The sequence below is a fragment of the Flavobacterium sp. PL12 genome (assembly GCF_039123485.1).
Classification (GTDB): Bacteria; Bacteroidota; Bacteroidia; order Flavobacteriales; family Flavobacteriaceae; genus Flavobacterium; species Flavobacterium weaverense.
Genome location: NZ_JBANDI010000017.1, coordinates 53516 through 70641 on the forward strand (window position 1 = coordinate 53516; position 17126 = coordinate 70641).

21 protein-coding genes are annotated in these 17126 nt (G+C 31.1%); 1 reads left to right on the top strand and 20 read right to left on the bottom strand.

Annotated elements, in window-relative coordinates:
* Positions 1-81: 81 nt before the first annotated feature.
* A complete protein-coding gene (locus RCH19_RS09330) occupies positions 82-1125 on the top strand; it encodes an o-succinylbenzoate synthase (RefSeq protein ID WP_343022995.1) in 1044 nt (347 codons plus the stop codon).
* Positions 1126-1190: 65 nt separating this feature from the next.
* On the opposite strand, the gene RCH19_RS09335 is transcribed toward RCH19_RS09330, so the two are convergent.
* The 20 genes from RCH19_RS09335 to RCH19_RS09430 all read right to left on the bottom strand — a co-directional run bounded on the left by RCH19_RS09335 (position 1191) and on the right by RCH19_RS09430 (position 17006).
* Positions 1191-1637 carry a DUF1572 family protein gene (locus tag RCH19_RS09335; RefSeq protein WP_343022996.1) on the bottom strand — a complete coding sequence of 149 codons (447 nt, stop codon included), beginning with the start codon at positions 1635-1637 and terminating at the stop codon, positions 1191-1193.
* On the bottom strand, positions 1627-2097 hold the full coding sequence (locus RCH19_RS09340) for a nuclear transport factor 2 family protein (RefSeq protein ID WP_343022997.1): 471 nt from the start codon (positions 2095-2097) through the stop codon (positions 1627-1629). The genes RCH19_RS09335 and RCH19_RS09340 overlap by 11 nt, the downstream gene beginning before the upstream one ends.
* Positions 2098-2321: 224 nt before the next feature.
* The gene (locus RCH19_RS09345) at positions 2322-4355 is read right to left on the bottom strand and encodes an outer membrane beta-barrel protein (RefSeq protein WP_343022998.1); all 2034 of its coding nucleotides are present in this window, start codon (positions 4353-4355) and stop codon (positions 2322-2324) included.
* Positions 4356-4425: 70 nt separating this feature from the next.
* Positions 4426-6204, bottom strand: a complete 1779-nt coding sequence (locus RCH19_RS09350) for an Ig-like domain-containing protein (protein WP_343022999.1) — start codon at positions 6202-6204, stop codon at positions 4426-4428.
* Between the two features lie 976 nt (positions 6205-7180).
* Positions 7181-7534: a hypothetical protein gene (locus RCH19_RS09355; protein WP_121926384.1), complete on the bottom strand. Its 354-nt coding sequence runs from the start codon at positions 7532-7534 to the stop codon at positions 7181-7183.
* Position 7535: 1 nt separating this feature from the next.
* Positions 7536-7883 carry a hypothetical protein gene (locus tag RCH19_RS09360; protein ID WP_121926383.1) on the bottom strand — a complete coding sequence of 116 codons (348 nt, stop codon included), beginning with the start codon at positions 7881-7883 and terminating at the stop codon, positions 7536-7538.
* A 44-nt stretch (positions 7884-7927) separates the two neighbouring features.
* On the bottom strand, positions 7928-8254 hold the full coding sequence (locus RCH19_RS09365; RefSeq protein ID WP_121926382.1) for a YtxH domain-containing protein: 327 nt from the start codon (positions 8252-8254) through the stop codon (positions 7928-7930).
* A gap of 57 nt (positions 8255-8311) precedes the next feature.
* A complete protein-coding gene (locus RCH19_RS09370; RefSeq protein WP_121926381.1) occupies positions 8312-8464 on the bottom strand; it encodes a lmo0937 family membrane protein in 153 nt (50 codons plus the stop codon).
* A gap of 43 nt (positions 8465-8507) precedes the next feature.
* Positions 8508-8660, bottom strand: coding sequence for a lmo0937 family membrane protein (locus tag RCH19_RS09375; protein ID WP_121926380.1), 153 nt, complete (start codon positions 8658-8660; stop codon positions 8508-8510).
* Positions 8661-8788: 128 nt separating this feature from the next.
* Entirely contained in the window at positions 8789-9418 is a 630-nt protein-coding gene (locus RCH19_RS09380) for a porin family protein (RefSeq protein ID WP_121926379.1), read from the bottom strand.
* Between the two features lie 193 nt (positions 9419-9611).
* Positions 9612-10073 carry a hypothetical protein gene (locus RCH19_RS09385; RefSeq protein ID WP_121926378.1) on the bottom strand — a complete coding sequence of 154 codons (462 nt, stop codon included), beginning with the start codon at positions 10071-10073 and terminating at the stop codon, positions 9612-9614.
* Between the two features lie 131 nt (positions 10074-10204).
* Positions 10205-10381, bottom strand: a complete 177-nt coding sequence (locus RCH19_RS09390) for a general stress protein CsbD (protein ID WP_245980950.1) — start codon at positions 10379-10381, stop codon at positions 10205-10207.
* A gap of 244 nt (positions 10382-10625) precedes the next feature.
* Complete coding sequence (locus tag RCH19_RS09395) at positions 10626-10832, bottom strand: hypothetical protein (RefSeq protein WP_343023000.1); 207 nt, start codon at positions 10830-10832, stop codon at positions 10626-10628.
* 130 nt (positions 10833-10962) lie between these two features.
* Positions 10963-11847, bottom strand: a complete 885-nt coding sequence (locus RCH19_RS09400) for an MlaD family protein (protein WP_343023001.1) — start codon at positions 11845-11847, stop codon at positions 10963-10965.
* An 18-nt stretch (positions 11848-11865) separates the two neighbouring features.
* On the bottom strand, positions 11866-12636 hold the full coding sequence (locus RCH19_RS09405) for an ATP-binding cassette domain-containing protein (RefSeq protein ID WP_121926374.1): 771 nt from the start codon (positions 12634-12636) through the stop codon (positions 11866-11868).
* A gap of 1 nt (position 12637) precedes the next feature.
* A complete protein-coding gene (locus tag RCH19_RS09410; RefSeq protein WP_121926449.1) occupies positions 12638-13396 on the bottom strand; it encodes an ABC transporter permease in 759 nt (252 codons plus the stop codon).
* A 349-nt stretch (positions 13397-13745) separates the two neighbouring features.
* On the bottom strand, positions 13746-14231 hold the full coding sequence (locus tag RCH19_RS09415; RefSeq protein ID WP_343023002.1) for a DUF2383 domain-containing protein: 486 nt from the start codon (positions 14229-14231) through the stop codon (positions 13746-13748).
* A gap of 152 nt (positions 14232-14383) precedes the next feature.
* The gene (locus RCH19_RS09420; RefSeq protein WP_343023003.1) at positions 14384-14824 is read right to left on the bottom strand and encodes a hypothetical protein; all 441 of its coding nucleotides are present in this window, start codon (positions 14822-14824) and stop codon (positions 14384-14386) included.
* A 127-nt stretch (positions 14825-14951) separates the two neighbouring features.
* Positions 14952-15170: a hypothetical protein gene (locus tag RCH19_RS09425; protein ID WP_343023004.1), complete on the bottom strand. Its 219-nt coding sequence runs from the start codon at positions 15168-15170 to the stop codon at positions 14952-14954.
* 450 nt (positions 15171-15620) lie between these two features.
* Positions 15621-17006, bottom strand: a complete 1386-nt coding sequence (locus RCH19_RS09430) for an OmpA family protein (protein WP_343023005.1) — start codon at positions 17004-17006, stop codon at positions 15621-15623.
* Between the last annotated feature and the right edge of the window lie 120 nt (positions 17007-17126).

Here is a 17126-nt window from a genome sequence, read left to right on the forward strand (position 1 = left end):
TAAAATTGACGATAGAGTAATTAAAAATTGTTTTTATAATCTGATAAGTAATCTTAAACATCCTTCGGGGTTAAATGAAACATGAGAGCATCCTACCATAAATACATACTGAATTTCAGAAGGCCCTCAGGAACTTCTCGAGGTATAATGAATGAAAAAGAAACCTGGTTTATCATTCTAGAAAAGGATGGTAAAAAGGGAATAGGGGAGTGCGGAATTCTTCGTGGCTTGAGTATCGACGATAGACTCGATTATGAAGAGAAATTAAAGTGGACTTGTGCTAATATTCATTTAGGAAAGGATAAGCTTTGGGAAGTATTATTAGAATATCCATCGATACAGTTTGGTGTTGAAATGGCGTTTCAATCTCTAGGGAGTGAAAACCCTTTTTTACTCTTTCCATCAGAGTTTACTACAGGTGAAAAGTCTATCAATATAAACGGGCTCGTATGGATGGGGACAGAAGCTTATATGAAGGAGCAAATAGAAGAAAAATTAGCTGCTGGATTTCGTTGTATTAAATTGAAAATTGGAGCTATTGATTTTGATACAGAGTTGCAATTATTACGGTTTATTAGAGAGTATTTTTCACCAGAACAAATCGAAATTAGAGTAGATGCTAACGGTGCATTTAATTCAAATTTAGCATTAGATAAATTACTTCAACTATCTGAATTTAAATTACATAGTATCGAGCAACCAATTGAAAAAAACAATACTGACAGGATGGCAGAGCTATGCAAAATCACTCCTTTTCCCATTGCGCTAGATGAAGAGCTAATAGGTGTTTTTAATTTAGCTGAAAAGGAAGAATTATTACTTAAAATTAAGCCTCAATATATCATTTTAAAACCAAGTTTTGTAGGTGGTTTTAGAGGAACCCAAGAATGGATTTCTTTAGCTGAAAAGCACAATATTGGTTGGTGGATTACCTCAGCTTTAGAGAGTAATATTGGTCTAAATGCAATTGCACAATGGACTTTTTTACAGCACAATTTGATGCCACAAGGATTAGGAACTGGAGCTCTTTATACTAATAATTTTGATTGTCCTCTAACGGTTTCTGAAGGGCAATTATGGTATGATAAAACTATAAAGTGGCAGTTTGACTTTAATGACTTTTAATTCATTTGAAATTTATAAGTAGCAAATTTTTCATTCATTTACTGCTTGAATAAAATTGTATTTATTTAAGAATCTAGCAAGCGCCTGTGGTAATTTATTTGGCCTAAATGATAAGCAAGGTGAGTACTCAAATGAATTAGAAAAAACGCTATTGTAGTCTTATTTTCGAATACCAAAAGAGGATATTCTTCTTCAAGTTTTTTGGAAGTTATTACTTCTAGTGCGTTATTCACTACTACTTTAGTTTTTTCAATTCTATTTAATAATTCTGCTTTTGAAACATTTATTAATGAAAACTCAAGATCTCGATTCCTAATGTAATCTGTTTTTCCGAGAGTAGATCCTATATAACTATTGAGATTGCCTATTAGATGTAAGCAAAGATTCCCCGCAGAATTACTAATTCCTTTTTCAATCTTCCAAAGATTAGCCTCATTTTTATATAACTCAATTTCCTCTTGAAGTTTATTGAGATCTCTATTAAATAAAGTTTTTAGTGACTCAACTAGCATTTTGATATTTTTTTAATGACAGCGAAGCTTTTTCTTCTATTTTTCGCTGGAAGTAGCCCGTCCAACCAAAAAGATATCCTATAATTCCAAAAGCCTGCTTAGACCACAACCACATATTAAAATGATCAAATTGCTTGATTATCAATCCATCCTTAAACTGAAATTCAGAGTAAACTTTATTTATCACTTTTCTATTCTTTTTGCCAAATTTATATGTGGCTATCCATGTAGCTGAACCACGGTATTGATCTATTTTTCCAATTGAAAATTCAACTTTGATAGTCTCTTTGCTTTTTACAAATAGCATTTTCCACATTTGGCAAACATCATTTCCAACTAATAATCTAAAGATAGGATCGGTAAATTTAATGTTAGAATGATAACATTCGCACATAGATTTCGCATCACCATTTGCAAAAGCAGTGTAGAATTTACTGAGAATTTTTTCGTTAGAATTCATATGTTAAAATAAAGAAGAAAGTAAAAATACTCTTTTTATCGCAATGTATAATATTTGTTATAAAATTTAAAAAAGATAACTTTATTCGAAAAGGAAGATGCGACGAATTATGTGTATTGTGAAGTGATTAGTTTCTAATTTTAATTTTTGGTACAAAAAAAAGGATAGATTTTTAAATTTCTATCCTTTTATTCATTCTTAAAATTTACGCTAAAATAAGAGATTTATTTATTAGCAGGAATTATATCAATAATTACAGTACGGTTGTAAAAACGTTCTTCTGGAGTTTTGTTTTCAAAAGGTGCACTGTTTTCATTTTCACCATAACCAGAAACTTCAAATTTCACATCTTTTCGCCCGGTTTTAGCTAAAGCATTTTCAATAATTTTTCTTGTATCGTTTGCACGAGAAAGAGATAGTGTTTGATTGTATGTTTCGTCACCAATTATATCAGTATGTCCTTTTATTAATACTGTAGCTCCAACAGGAATTTTAGGTGTTACTACTTCAGTAAGGTATTTTTCATAAATCGTAATTGCTTTTGAAGTATTGAACTCATAGATAATACTGTATCTCATACCTTCTACAGTTTTTGCTGGAGTCCAAAGTACCATGTGAACAGGAGTTTCTTTCTCTACAATTTTACCACTTTTGTTCTGACCAATCATTTTTACTAAGTAATCACCTTCTGGACGACTTCCTAAAATTGCTTTTCCAGGAATTTTAACTTCATCTTCAGTGTAAGGTCCAAAAGCTTTTGTTTTTCCTTGTTCGTCTGCTATCTGTAATGACCAAGAAGATAATGCTTCTCCAGCTCCTTTATTGTTAAAAGTTACATAACTTTCAACTGGTGCTTCTTGCGATGTCATGATTTGTACTGGTTTTAATGGTGCATCAGGACCACTTTGAAATTCCATTAATAAGTCAGGAGAGTTACTTTCAATAGAGACTCTACGATCACCTTCACGCAATAAAACTAATTCTAATGTTGCTCCTGGTTGTTCTGATGGGATATTTGGTTTTTCTTGACCTTTAGTCGCGATTCTAGTAGAGTTTATATCAAAAACGTTCACTAAGTAACTTTTAACTGATTCAGCCATTACAATACCATCCGAATTCCCTTTGTTAGAAGAACCTATCAAAGTTATTGTTGCTGACGGATTTTGTTGCATACGTTGTCCAAGAATGTTTAAAACGTTATAATAAACAGTCATTTGGCGTTTAGAACGATCTGCTAAGTTTTTAGGAGCAAACAATTCTAATTGATCCTCTTTAAAATTAGCGGCTTGAGTTTTATTCAAAGTTACGTAACGATTTGGAATTTCAGTAGATCCTTCATTAAAGAAAACATAGTTTCTTAGTGGAAAAATTTCAGTCATTCTACTTTCGCCAGGAACATTGCTCGGAGAGTTTACTGTAAATTGAACTTCACGATCTTTAACTATATCAGTCGCTTCTTGAATGTTTTTTCCTTGTCCCATTTTAAGAGCTACACCGGCTCTAATTGTCGTAATGTTCAAAGTTTCAGTTGAACGAGGGTTTTGACCAAAATAAGGCTGAAAAGAAACAAAAGGAGAAAGAACAAATTGTGTTTTCTTAGCATCTGTAGAAAGAGGAATATCATATCCTGCTCCAATTTGCATTGAAATAAGCGTTTTTTCAACGTTGTCTAAATCACCCGTCACTGCTGCTGAGGGAGTTTGATTTGGATAAGCAGGATTTATACCTAATTGATATTCAAAAGATTTATCTAGGTTGAAAGCTAAACGTGGACCTCCATAAAGATATAAATTTGATTTAAATGGAGCGAAACGCAAACTAGGTTCTACAGTGATGTAACTAAGTTTAGTGGTCAGGTCAGCAGGACAGTCACATGCTGTATTTACTTGATCAAAAGTACCTTTACGGCTATCATAACCAGCTTGCAACATCACGCCCCATTTAGATTTAGCAGGGCGATACTCTAAAAGAGGTGCAACGAAAAGACCAACACCGTCTCCATTGTGAAATGTTGCAGGAGGTGTGAAACTAGCATTCAACTGATTTGTAGATCCGCGGTAGAAATTAAAATTAGCACCACCAGCGACACCAAAGAACCATGAAGGTTTTGCATACTTAAGCTCTTGCGTTTGTTGTGCTACTATTTCATTTTGAATACTTAGAATTGTCAAAAATGCTAATGATAGACTTTTGATGGGTAAAGTATTAGCTGACCATGCTTGTCGCGACGCCTTTTTGTATTTTGTTATATTTTTCATGTCGTTTATTTTTTATAAAGTTTTAAGAAGTCCATCCCAACTTTGAGTGGGATGGATTATTACTTTTTTTTTAATTATTTGGAACGTTTACTGTTGTGTTTACCATTGTTACAGATGCAACTAAAGAAATTGCTCTACCATTTAGAACAGTTTGCGCAGCATTTCCTGCAGTTGAGAATGTAACTCCTGCGTTAGCGATTATAGTTCCTACCATAACTCCGCCACCAGCTCCGTTGATAGTTGCCGCAGTACCTACATACCAGAATACATTTTTAGCCAAAGCTCCATTTTTCATTATAATGCTTTTCGCTCCTGTTGGTCCAGCAATTCCTACCGTAAGTCCTGCTGCAGTTTGAAATATCCACGTTGCATTAGGATCACCCTGTGCATCTAATGTTAGGTTACCATTACTTATTTTGAATGTACCACTAGCTGATTTATAAACTCCTGGAGCTAATGTTAGTCCTCCTAGTTCGCCAGCGCCTGGATCCGTTCCTCCTGGTTTTGAAGCTGGAGAAATACTTAGATAAGCTGCATTTGCATCAAGTAATCCTTGACTTGCCACTGCAAATGAAGTTGCAGTTCCTGGAGCAGGAGGTGCAGTATAAATTCGACCTGTAACATTACCTACATTTAAAGGAGTTTCAGTATAAATAGCATTAGCATCATGAAATCCTGTTACTAATGTTGATGCTGCAGTAGTTCCAATACTACCATTGTTAATAACAGTATTCAATCCTTGATTAGTTATTCCAGCGTTTCCGCCAAAAGCACCAAACATTGCAGCTGTACCAAGATTAATAGCCGAAGGTAAAACTACAATTGGCGGTGTTACTGTAGTAGTAAAACTCCATAAATAATTATTGGCCACAGGAATTCCTATCGTGCTTTTAGCACCTGTTGTTATTGTAGCAGTATAAACTTTACCTGCTTGTAAGGGAAGTGTAGGATCAAATGAAGCAGTAATTCCCGAATAAGAAACCGTTCCTAAAACTACTGTTGTTCCTTGTTTTAAAGTGAAAGTAGTGGCGTTTATGCTTGTTGGATCCATTGCTATACTAAAATTAGCAGTTACCGTTTTTAAAAGATTTACATTTATTGCATTATTTAGAGGATCAGTAGCAATAATTGTTGGGTTAATTCCTGTCTTAAAAGTCCACACATAATTAGCTAATAATGCTGTATCTGAAGAGTTTTTTGCTCCATTAGTTATTGTAGCCGTATAGGTAGTATTAGCGTCTAAAGCAATTGTAGGTGTAAAGGATGCTGTAGAACCACTATAGGAAATAGTTCCTGGTATTGTGTTTACTCCTTGTTTTATTGTAAAAGTAGTAGCGTTAAGCGTTGATGGATTCATAGGCATACTAAATGTAGCCGTAATTACTTTGTTTAAGACTACGTCAGTAGCGTTGTTTATTGGATCAGTACTAGTAACAATTGGTCTTAAAATTAAACCAGTTGTAAATGCCCAAACATAATCCGTTTGCAAAGCATTTCCTTTAAGATCTTTAACAGTGGTTTTTACCCTTCCCGTATAAGTAGTGTTTTCAGCTAATGCTGAAGTTGGTTTGAAAGAGGCTGTTTTTCCTGAATAAGTTACTGTTCCTGCGACAGTACTGGATCCTGTTAAAGTTATCGAACTTTGCGTAATTGTCGTAGGATCCATTTCTTCATTAAAAGTAACAGTAATGTTACTATTTACTGGCACCGCTATAGCATTACTTAATGGAGTGGTAGATTCTACAATAGGACATATACCAACTGTCTCCTGAAAATCATCGCTTGCGCATCCAGAAATTAATGCAATAAATAGAATTGCATAGTTTAGAAATAAAGTTTTTGTTTTCATTTTATTTAATTTGGGGGTTTATACATTTTGTACGTCAAAAGTATAATGAATATTATGTTAATTAATTATGTTATTAAATTTTAAGTTTGCAAAATTCACAGATTTTAGTTTCTCAAAATAAAAAATAATTTAAAAACAGTTAGCTAACTACTTTTATATCGAAGTGGTTATAAAAGTTTAGATAAAATGTACAATAAGTATCAAAATAAAAAAACTGAAGATAGAAATTGATCGTAATTAGAAAACAGTTACAATTTTAACTGTTTATCATTTTATGTGGTTAAATGAATAGGATTGTTGTTTGAAATAGAATTATTTCGTTTCAGAAAATTTTATAATAAATACGATTTTTACAATGTCCAGCAGCTTAATAATCTTACTGAAAACTTATAATTTTTTATGGAATGTTCTAATAATTTTCAGTATTTTGAAATCCTTTAGCAATTACGTAGAGTGTATTTTACAATTCTATAGGCATTCAAAACCAATTACATAAAAATATTATTGCAGCTTATATTATACATGAGCTTTTATATAATAGTTTGTTAAATTATTTTTAAAATCCTTAGGTATTATAGATTTTAATAAATTTACTTTTAAGAATAGTGTAGTATATTCTTGTAATTGTCCAGTATTCCGATTTTTAGAATTAGCGTATTGATTATTAAACTTTTATCTTACTGTATAAATTTTTAAAATTAAATTCTTGCTTTGCGATACCTGTTTTTAATTTCACTCTTTCTATATTTTTGGGACAGAAAGACATTATTTTGTGTCTTATTAATTCTACATACTATTTTGTCAAAACTAAAGAGATAAGACAAATAATAATTTTGGTAATCACATATTTAATTTCTATAAGTTAATTTACTACTGAGTGTATAATTAAATTTTAAGCAAAAAAAAACTCTCCATTTGAATATGGAAAGTTTGTAATTAAAGTAAAAATTACTTTTTAAAATAGAAATGCAAAAAATTAATTATTCTGCATTTCCTTATCAATTTTCTTTTCTGTTTGGTTCGCAACTACTTTTGTTACTAAAAGTTGAAAAACAGTACCCAAAATCTTTTTCATTGGACTATGTGTACTTCCAACAATAACTTTTCTGCTTATGTATCCAGTGGCTAATCCCACTACGTTACTAAGTAAATTAGTTTTGAACTCTTGTGATTGTGCCATTTGACCAATCGTCTTTTTGATTAGATTAATTGGTTTAAAGCTTTCGTAAGTATAATGATATTGATCTTTTAATTGCATCAACTCATCGGCACGTTTCAACTTTAATAGCTCAATCGCTTCGTTCAATGTGTTTGTATGATTATTTTTCATATTATCTTTTTTTTAGCATTCTAACAATCATAAAATTACTTACCGGTAATTTAATAAGTGCATCTCTAAATACATAAAGTAGTATCGACACAAGTAGATAAAAACCAGAAACTGCGAAAAAACCATAATAATCTTTTCCAAGTAAATCACCAATCCAAAATGAAAGGCCAACATTAGCTAAAAATGCAAACATTACAAAAACAATAGAAACTGCGGCTCTAGAAAGCATTGAAGATACTACATCAGCCGCTTTATCAACAGCTTCTAACTTCATTAATTCTACGGTAGTTCTAGTATAATTTTCCGCTTTTTCAAAAAGCGTTTCTATTGTTGATGTGTTGTTTTCCATGATATAATTTTTGACATACTTAATATTGCTATTCAAACAACGTATTAGCTATTTTTGATTTCGCTTTTAGCTTCGTAATATTTAGATTTTCCTTCAGCAACTAATGCTTCACCATCTTGTTTTACGTCGTTAAATTTTGATTTACCATCTGCTAATAAAGATTCTCCTTCTTTCCAGATTTTCTCATATTTGTTAGTGATAGTTCCTAATAGAGTGTCTAGTTTATCTTTCAATTCGTCAGCATAATCATTACTTTTATCCATGATTTTTCTTCTTGTTTTGTCTCCTTTTTCAGGTGCAAACAATACTCCTAATGCTGCTCCAACTGCTACTCCACCTAAAACTCCTAATATTATTTTATCTGCTTTCATAATGATTTATTTTTATTGTTATTATTTATTTATTTATTTTATTGTTTATAATTGATGTTAAACGCTTCTTCCAGAAATAAGTCTGAAAAGTATTGCTATTACTGCAATAACAAGAAGTATGTGAATTATTGATCCTAAGCTAAATGCGAAAAATCCAATTGCCCAAAAAATGACAAGTATTACTGCGATTGTATAAAGTAAATTACCCATATTTATATTTTTAAAAATTATTGTTTATTTTAAGTAGCGTTTATTAGACTTTCCTTCCAGATATAAGTCTAAATAGTATCGCGATAACAGCGATTACAAGTAGAATGTGAATGATTGATCCTGCACTGTAAGCAAAGAATCCGATTGCCCAGAATATCACTAAGATGACTGCGATAGTGTAAAGTAAATTTCCCATGATTTGTAATTTTTAGTTATTAATAGTTTGTTTTTGGTTATATAATAAACCATTACATAGAACATAGTATCGAACTATGTAATGGCTGTATTCAAAATTGATGGTTTAATCTTATTATAGTTCTAAAATTAGAATCCGAAAGAAGCGTAAACACTTAATACACTATTTTTAGCATCTGACGAAGTGAAATCACCATTGTCTTTACCAACCTTCGTTAATCCGTAGTTGTAACGAACACCAAAGCTTACTGGCTCTAAATCGATTCCTAAACCTGCAGCGATACCTGCATCAAATCTATTGAAATCATCAACGTTAATTTTGTCTTCAAAATCGAAAATCCCAACGTTCGATTTGTTTGTAGTTTTTCCACTTACCATGTAAGCAGCGTAAGGACCTGCATGGATATTAAAATTCTTAGTAACATTTACAACAAGTAAAACTGGTACTTCAATATAATCCAATTTAAATTGTGCCGTCCCTTTAACTCCTAATCTATCATAAGTAAGTTCTGATCCTTTACCAGTATAAGAAATCTCTGGTTGAATAGCGATATTTTCAGAAATTGGCATTTTTGCAAAAAGACCCAGATTAAAACTAGTTAACACGTTATTGTCGTCAACGTCACTTTTGTAAAAGTTTGAAAAGTTTACTCCTCCTTTAACACCAAATTTGGTTGCAGTTTCCTGTGCTTGAATACCTGTGAAAGACATAACACCTAACACTAATGATGCGAAAATAAGTTTTTTTGATTTTTTCATTTTTGTTTATTTTTTGTTGAATTATTACATTACAAATATCAGCATCTTATATAAGGTAATTGTTACAATACTTTTTGTTAAATTTACAAAATTCACACTTCGATTTTATTTTTCAATCAATACTATAAAATAAGTAATTGTCTTTCAGTATATTAAATGAAAAAGGCGAGTGAAACACTAGCCTTTAATTTTATCATTTATTCTTAACTGTGAAGTTTTTCAATGAATTTCCTAAATCTTTCATGTCATGATTATATTCTTCTTTGAAAGATTCCCAATCACTGTTAGCATCGTTCTGGTACATTTGCACCTTTCCCTTAATCTCTTTATTCTTTTCTTCAAGTTCCTTAATCTTCATTGCATATTGATCATCAATAGATTTTCCTTTATTCTTTAAATCGGCTTTCATCTCAGCAATTCTAACTTCATTTTTTGCAATAGTAGCATTTGTACTATCCTTAAAGGCCTTCCATTCTTGCTCGGTTGCTGCTCTTCTAGCTTCTGATAGCTCGTCTTTAGCGTCATCAAGATCAGCCCTGGCATTTTCAACATTTTCTTTTGCTTCAGCTTCTTTTTTTGTAGCATCTTGACATCCTACTAATACTGTTCCAGCAATGAAAGTGGTCAGTGCTAAATTTAAAATTGTCTTTTTCATAATGATTAGTTTTAAAGTTATTTAGATCTTTGTTTATTTTAATTGAATTTTTCTAGTTTATAATTAGATTATGTAAAAGCTTTTTACTCTTTTATTTTATTTTTGAAAACGATAGAGCTGTATTGTACAAACTATAGACCTTCAAATATTGCAAGTAATTCTGCTCTTGACTTTCCTAATTTATGTTGGTATTTATTCAACATCTCTTCCTTTTTCTCTTCTGAAAACAATGAAACATCATTAGTTAAAGAAAGAAATTTTTCTTTCAGTTTTTTTTTATGTTCTTCCCAATTTCCTTCTAGCTCCATCGGATCCATATTTCTGGTATATGTCGTAAAATAAGTTTCACTTCACAAAGTTCAGTTTTTCAGGATGTCTTTTAGTTATATAACTTTATTGAAAATTTGTTTTATTCACTGATTGTAAAATAAATATCCCTTATACAATTCTAGAAATGAATTATATAAGGGATAATATTAACATATATCTTTTTTGGCTCGAATTTGACAAGCTTAAACATTATGCATTTGAAATTCGAATTGAAACAACTCATTATGGACAATTTTTTGTATACTTCTTTATAATATTTTTTAAAGAGTCATAATAATCAGCCAAAATTGCGCAGTTGATTTCTGGATTACTAACGTCAGGAATTGTCACTGGTAACTCTGCTAAATATTTTAGCAACTCTGGACTTTCATTCCGTATTTTCATAGTGAGTTCAAGTATGCTTTGATTCAATTCTTTTTCTGTCTTCATGATAGAGGATTTAAATAAGTAAAGTTAAAATTGAAATCAGTTTGGAATTACAAGCATCAATTTGATTTCCTCTGATTTCAAAATCCTATGTTAAGATACCATTTTAAATCCTAATACAGTAAGAAAGAAACTATTTTATAGAATCATTTTCTTTATCAAATTGTAATTCCTTTTTCATTTGCTCTTCCTCTAAGTCATCAAGTTCCTCTTGCTTTTTGTCTTCTTCTTTTTTCTTTTTCTTAAAAAACCCTCTTAACAAGAAATTGTTTTTTGCTGCTTCAATAACTTCATTTAGACCTTTAGTAGCGGTTTTTACATTAGTTAAAGAAGAGTCTATTACTTTACCCATTCTTTCATCAGTAACTAATTTAGATAAAGCGCCTTTTCCATTATTCATATTGACAGTGAATCTTTTAAATTCAGTAGTACTGTTTTCTAAATTGAGGATTGTATTTTTGATACTATTACCAAACTGTTCATCAGAGATCAGTTTAGATAAAGCACCGTTTCCATTATTCATACTATAACTAAATTGAGCAAGCTCAGAGGTTATAACTGCTGCGTTGTCCACGCTCTTTTTAACGCTTACCATCAAGTCATCCATCTCTATTGCTTTTTTAGAAGTGATGTAATCATTATTCTCGACAACGACATTTGAAGTTTTTCCAGCTGAAATAACTAATACTTTATCTCCCATAAGACCATCAGAACTTATACTTGCAATAGCATCTTTTTTAATGTACTTGCGAACTTCGTCTTTAATAATCATTTTGATTACTACCGTTGTGTCCGTCAGAAAATCTATATCATCTACTGTACCAACATTAATCCCTGATAAACGTACGTTGTTACCAATCTCAAGACCACTAACGGAATTAAATTTCGAATACAATTCAAACGTAGATCCGAATAAATTTTTCTGTTTTCCAACAAAATAAATAGTCCCTACAAATAATACTAATCCTATAACTACAAACATTCCCAATTTCCATTGGTATCCAGATTCTTTCTTCATCTTTATTTTATTTTTTGATTAAAGGAAAAATGAGCGTACCCATTCATCCTCACTTTTTTCTAATTCTTCGTACGTTCCTTCAGCATGTATTACACCGTCCTTTAAAATCATTATTCTGTTTCCAGTTAATTTGGCACATGGCATATCATGAGTAATAATTATCGACGTAGTTTTATATTTTTTCTGAATTTCTATAATTAACTCACTTATTTCTCGAGAGGTTATTGTATCTAAGCCTGTAGTAGGTTCGTCATACAATATAATTTCTGGTTTTAAAATTAAGGTTCTTGCTAATCCAATTCTTTTTCGCATCCCTCCAGATAATTCTGAAGGCATTTTGTCTATCGCTTCTACTAAGCCAACATTGTCAAGAATCTCCTTGATTTGGTTTTCAACTTCCTCTTCAGATAAATCTTTTTCATGTCGCTTTAATGTAAAACCTAGATTATCTCTTACGCTCATGGAATCATATAAAGCTGCGTTTTGGAATAGAAACCCAATTCGGACTCTTACTTCATTTAATCCAGTATTATCTAATTTTGTAATATCTGTTCCAAAAACATTTATTTCTCCTTTATCAATTCCCATCAATCCCACGATACATTTAATCGTAATTGATTTTCCGGATCCTGACTTTCCTAGTATTACTAAATTCTCTCCTTTATTAACTGTAAGATTAACACCTTTTAAAACTTCGTTAGTACCAAATGCTTTATGTAAATCCTTAATTTCTATAACAGCTGTATTTGAATCAGTGCTTGGGTTCTGTATTTTTTGTTCTTCTGTCATTTTATAAAAATAAATCAGTTAATTGCACTGCGATCATGTCAATAATAAAGATAGAAAGAGACGCTGTTACCACTGCTGAATTTGCAGCTTTTCCCACACTCTCTGTACCATTAGCAGCATTGTAACCTTTAAAGCAACCAATCATTCCGATAAAGAATCCAAAGAAAAATGTTTTCATGGTCGCTGGAAAAATGTCAGAGAATGTAATAGACTCTAGTACTTGAGATAAGTAACGATATAGATTTACGTCACCATGAATATTAATTCCAATATAACCGCCTATAACTCCAATCGCATCTGCATATATTACTAGTAGTGGAATCATCAGCGTTGTTGCTAAAATTCTTGTTACAACTAAGTATTTGAAAGGATTAATTGCCGAAACTTCCATTGCATCGATTTGCTCTGTAACTTTCATAGAACCTAATTCTGCTCCAATTCCTGACGAAACTTTACCAGCACAAATTAGCGCGGTAATGACCGGAGCAATTTCTCTGATAAGAGATAGTGCAACCATACTAGGAAGCCAGGATTCTGCTCCAAATTTTGCTAAAGTTGGTCGAGACTGTAATGTAAGTACAAGTCCCATTATGAAACCTGTAATCGTTACTAATGGTAATGACTTGTAGCCAATGATATAACATTGCTTCAAAAATTCTTTCATTTCATACGGAGGCTTTAGTACCTCTCTAAAAAAGCGAGTAGCAAATAATGTCACCTTACCGATGTCATTAAAAGTATCTTTTAGATAGATAGTTATACTTTCCTTTTTTGAAGTTAAAGTTGCGTTCATTTATAATTGATTTTTTTAATTTTTAGAGCAATTTTTTAAATCGAAAATTGATATATTATTTTAGAAGTAAGCCTGATAAAATCTCATTTTCTTTAAGAATAAAACTTTCAAATAGTTGAGAACTACATTCCCATAATTATACATAATTACAACTAGTATTAAAATAGCTACTGATGTAATAGGAGGGAAGTGTTAACAAAGGTTAATTAAATTTTTTTCAACTTGCGATAAGTCCTCATAGTAATCAAAGATATTATATATCGTATCTTAATTCTTAAAAATAAGCCTGGATTAAGTTCACCAGATAATGTAAGGTTTAAAAAGTAAAGCTCTTGTCATAGTTGTGTGATGTTAACATTTGATCTCCTAATTCTTTTATCCTGTCGTGACGTTCTTGCAGCATACTTATATGTGTTTTTAAGTAGCTATGTAATTCATAATCAAGATCATTTAAATTATCTGACAGACTTTGTCTATATTTATTCATAGCAACAAATTCATCATATTCGAGCATATTAAGTAAGTCTTCTCTCGAATTATGTTCAAAGGCTGACTTTACATTACTATAAAATCTGGACAACACATTATTTCTAGAATTCAAATTTAGCGGAATACCATTCAATTCAATAATTGACTTTTCTAAATCATTATTAAAATTTTCCAATAGATTAATAAATTCCGAAAACAACATTTTTAAATCGTTCTCTTTTGTAGCTCTTTTTGCCGTTTCAAAAATTTTGGTTCTTTCACCATTTACTTTTAAAAGGCTATTTAAAACTGCTGCTGATTTTTGTGTGCTCATTATCGTTAAATTTTAGACTTTTGGGACTTTAACTTTATGCTTTAATTTTGGAAAATAGACTGGATAAGATCTTTTTTCTATGAAATTACTAATAGCTAAAAGTGATAATCGTTTTAGCTATTAGTATTTAGATTATTTTCAAGAACACTAATTTAAAATCTTTTAGTTGTCAATACAATTAGATTTCCAGGATATTGAGCATCTTGATTATCTTCTGCTGTTATAAAAACTTTTGATGGTTTAAATGATGTCACGGTTTGAAAACTTGCTTTAAGTTTTGAGGATATAAATCCAGTGTCACTTTTTATTTGACCAATATTCTTAACTAGGTTTTCGTCTGTTTCCATCCAAACAACGTAAACATTTTTTGAAGGCTGTAATCTTTTAACTTCTGCTAAATTTGAGATTTTAATCTTAACTGCATAGTTTTTATTACTGTCTTTCTTTATTGTCACCTTTCCTTCGGCCGCTGGAACTATAGTAGAGTTTTGGAAAGAAATGTTTTTCGAACAAGAACTAAATGAAGCAATAAACAATAGGGCTACTGCACCAATTAATACTTTTTTAATACTTGAATTGTGTCTGTTTATCATGATGTTTATTATTGGGTTAGTGACGCAAAGTTCTTTTATAAAAACTACGTATCTATTATATAAAAATTAAGAAAAGTTGCATTATTCACTGATAATTAATAGTGTACACAGTACAGATAAATCAAAACTAATTTTTCTTGGATCCTGTAACAAGTAAAACTACTCCACCTATAGCAAGTGCTACACCTATGATTGGTGACCAAGCTATTGGATGATCAACTTCCTTATTAATTTCAATAGGACCAAGGTCAACCACTTTTTCAGTTGTTGTAAAATTGAAACTATTATACGCTACCATAAGTACTCCTATGACAATTAAAACTATTCCTATACCTTTTGTGTTCATGTCGTTTGTTTTTAAGTTATTAATTTTATTTTAATTTTTATACTTTACTATGAGTGTCTATTGTAAATATTCACTTTTAATCTAATTTAGATTTAATTGTTTCAATCAATGAATTCTTATTACCTAACATTTAACTGGACGTACTGCCTGATGAAATGGATACTTTTAAGTTCATTTCTAAAAGGTTAAAATTCAGCAATTTATTGAAGGAATGTATTACATATGTTTTGTTAAAATTTATATAATTCTCATGTTAAACTTTAATTGGTAAAATAGTTAACAAGGGCTAGTTGGTAGAACAAATGCATAGATTTTTATCCTATAATAATTTTTGTAATTGCTAAAAAATCTTAAGTCGGTATGAATTATTTTGTGAAAGTGTCAAACAATAAAAAAGGGCTACCGTTTCCAGTAGCCCTTAATAACCAAATAAAACCTAACCCAATCTTATTATTTTTCGTAGCTCATTTTAAGCTCTACTCTTCTATTTTTAGCACGTCCTATAGCCGTTGCATTGGTTGCAATAGGCTTGCTCTCTCCGTATCCAATAGCTTTCACTCTTGAAGTCGATATCCCTTTTTTAGTTAAATATTCTTTAACTGAATCTGTTCTTTTTTGAGACAGTTCAAGATTGAAAGCATCACTACCATTACTATCTGCATGACCTTCAATCACTAAATTTGAAGCATCATATTTATTTATAATAGTTACTAATTCATCTAATTGTGCTAATGAACCTACTTTTAGAGTTGCACTATTATTTTCGAAGAATATTTTACTACCTAGATATGTTATTCTTTCAACATCTTTTTTAGCAATTTCTGGACAACCATTGTTTTCCATTGTTCCTTTAACTGTTGGACATCTGTCATCAATATCAGCTACACCATCTCCATCAGTATCAGGACAACCTTTTAAACTAGCTGGACCAGCTGCATCAGGACAACGATCTTCATCGTTTGGAATTCCGTCATTGTCGTTATCCAATGGACAACCATTAGCATCTACTTTAGTACCCATTTTAGTTCCAGGACATTTGTCATTCATATCCGCAACACCATCTCCATCGCTATCAGGACATCCTTTCAATAAAGCACTTCCTGCAACATCAGGACAAGCATCTAAATAATCAGCTACTCCATCATTATCTCTATCTAAAGGACAACCATTTTTATCTACTGCTACACCTGCTGGCGTGTCAGGACAATTATCATAAGGATCAGCTACACCATCATTGTCAGCATCTTTTTTACTTCCTAAATTGAAAGTCAAACCAACCATGTGAGATAAGTAATTATCTTTTTTACCATTATCATCGATACCGTCTCTACGATCTTTATTAGAAAAGCTAAATGTTTCTTGTAAGTTTAATGTAATTACATCAGTCAATTTGATATTTAAACCACCACCGGCAGTAGGTAATGCGTAATCAATTCTATCTTGATCAAAATTCACATCATTATCAAATAAAATTGCACCAACACCTGCAAATGCGTAAGGTCTAATGATTGACTCTGGACCTGTCATGTTAAATCTTAAATTTAATGCAACAGAGTTAAAGTCACTTTTAAAATTTCTTAAAGCTGTGTCATGATAACCAATTGTCCCCTTAGCTGCTAAAAAGTTTAAGTCAAAATAACGACCTAAATACTTTGAAACTGATATACCACCAAAGCCGTAATATGCTTTATCAAACTTGTAAAAGTTATTTCCTAAATCACCTTGATATTGCGTTACACCAGTGTGTAAACCAATGTTCCATTTCTTCTCTTCAGTTTGAGCTTTTGTAATTAATGTAAATGCTAGGCAAGTACATAAAAATAGGAGTTTTTTCATTTTATTTTTATTAATTTATTTATGCAAAGATTGTTCTGATCTGTTTATTTTTTGTTATATAAAATTTTACAAAAATTCTATATTTCCCATATTTCACTGCCTTTAAACAAATTTTTAATT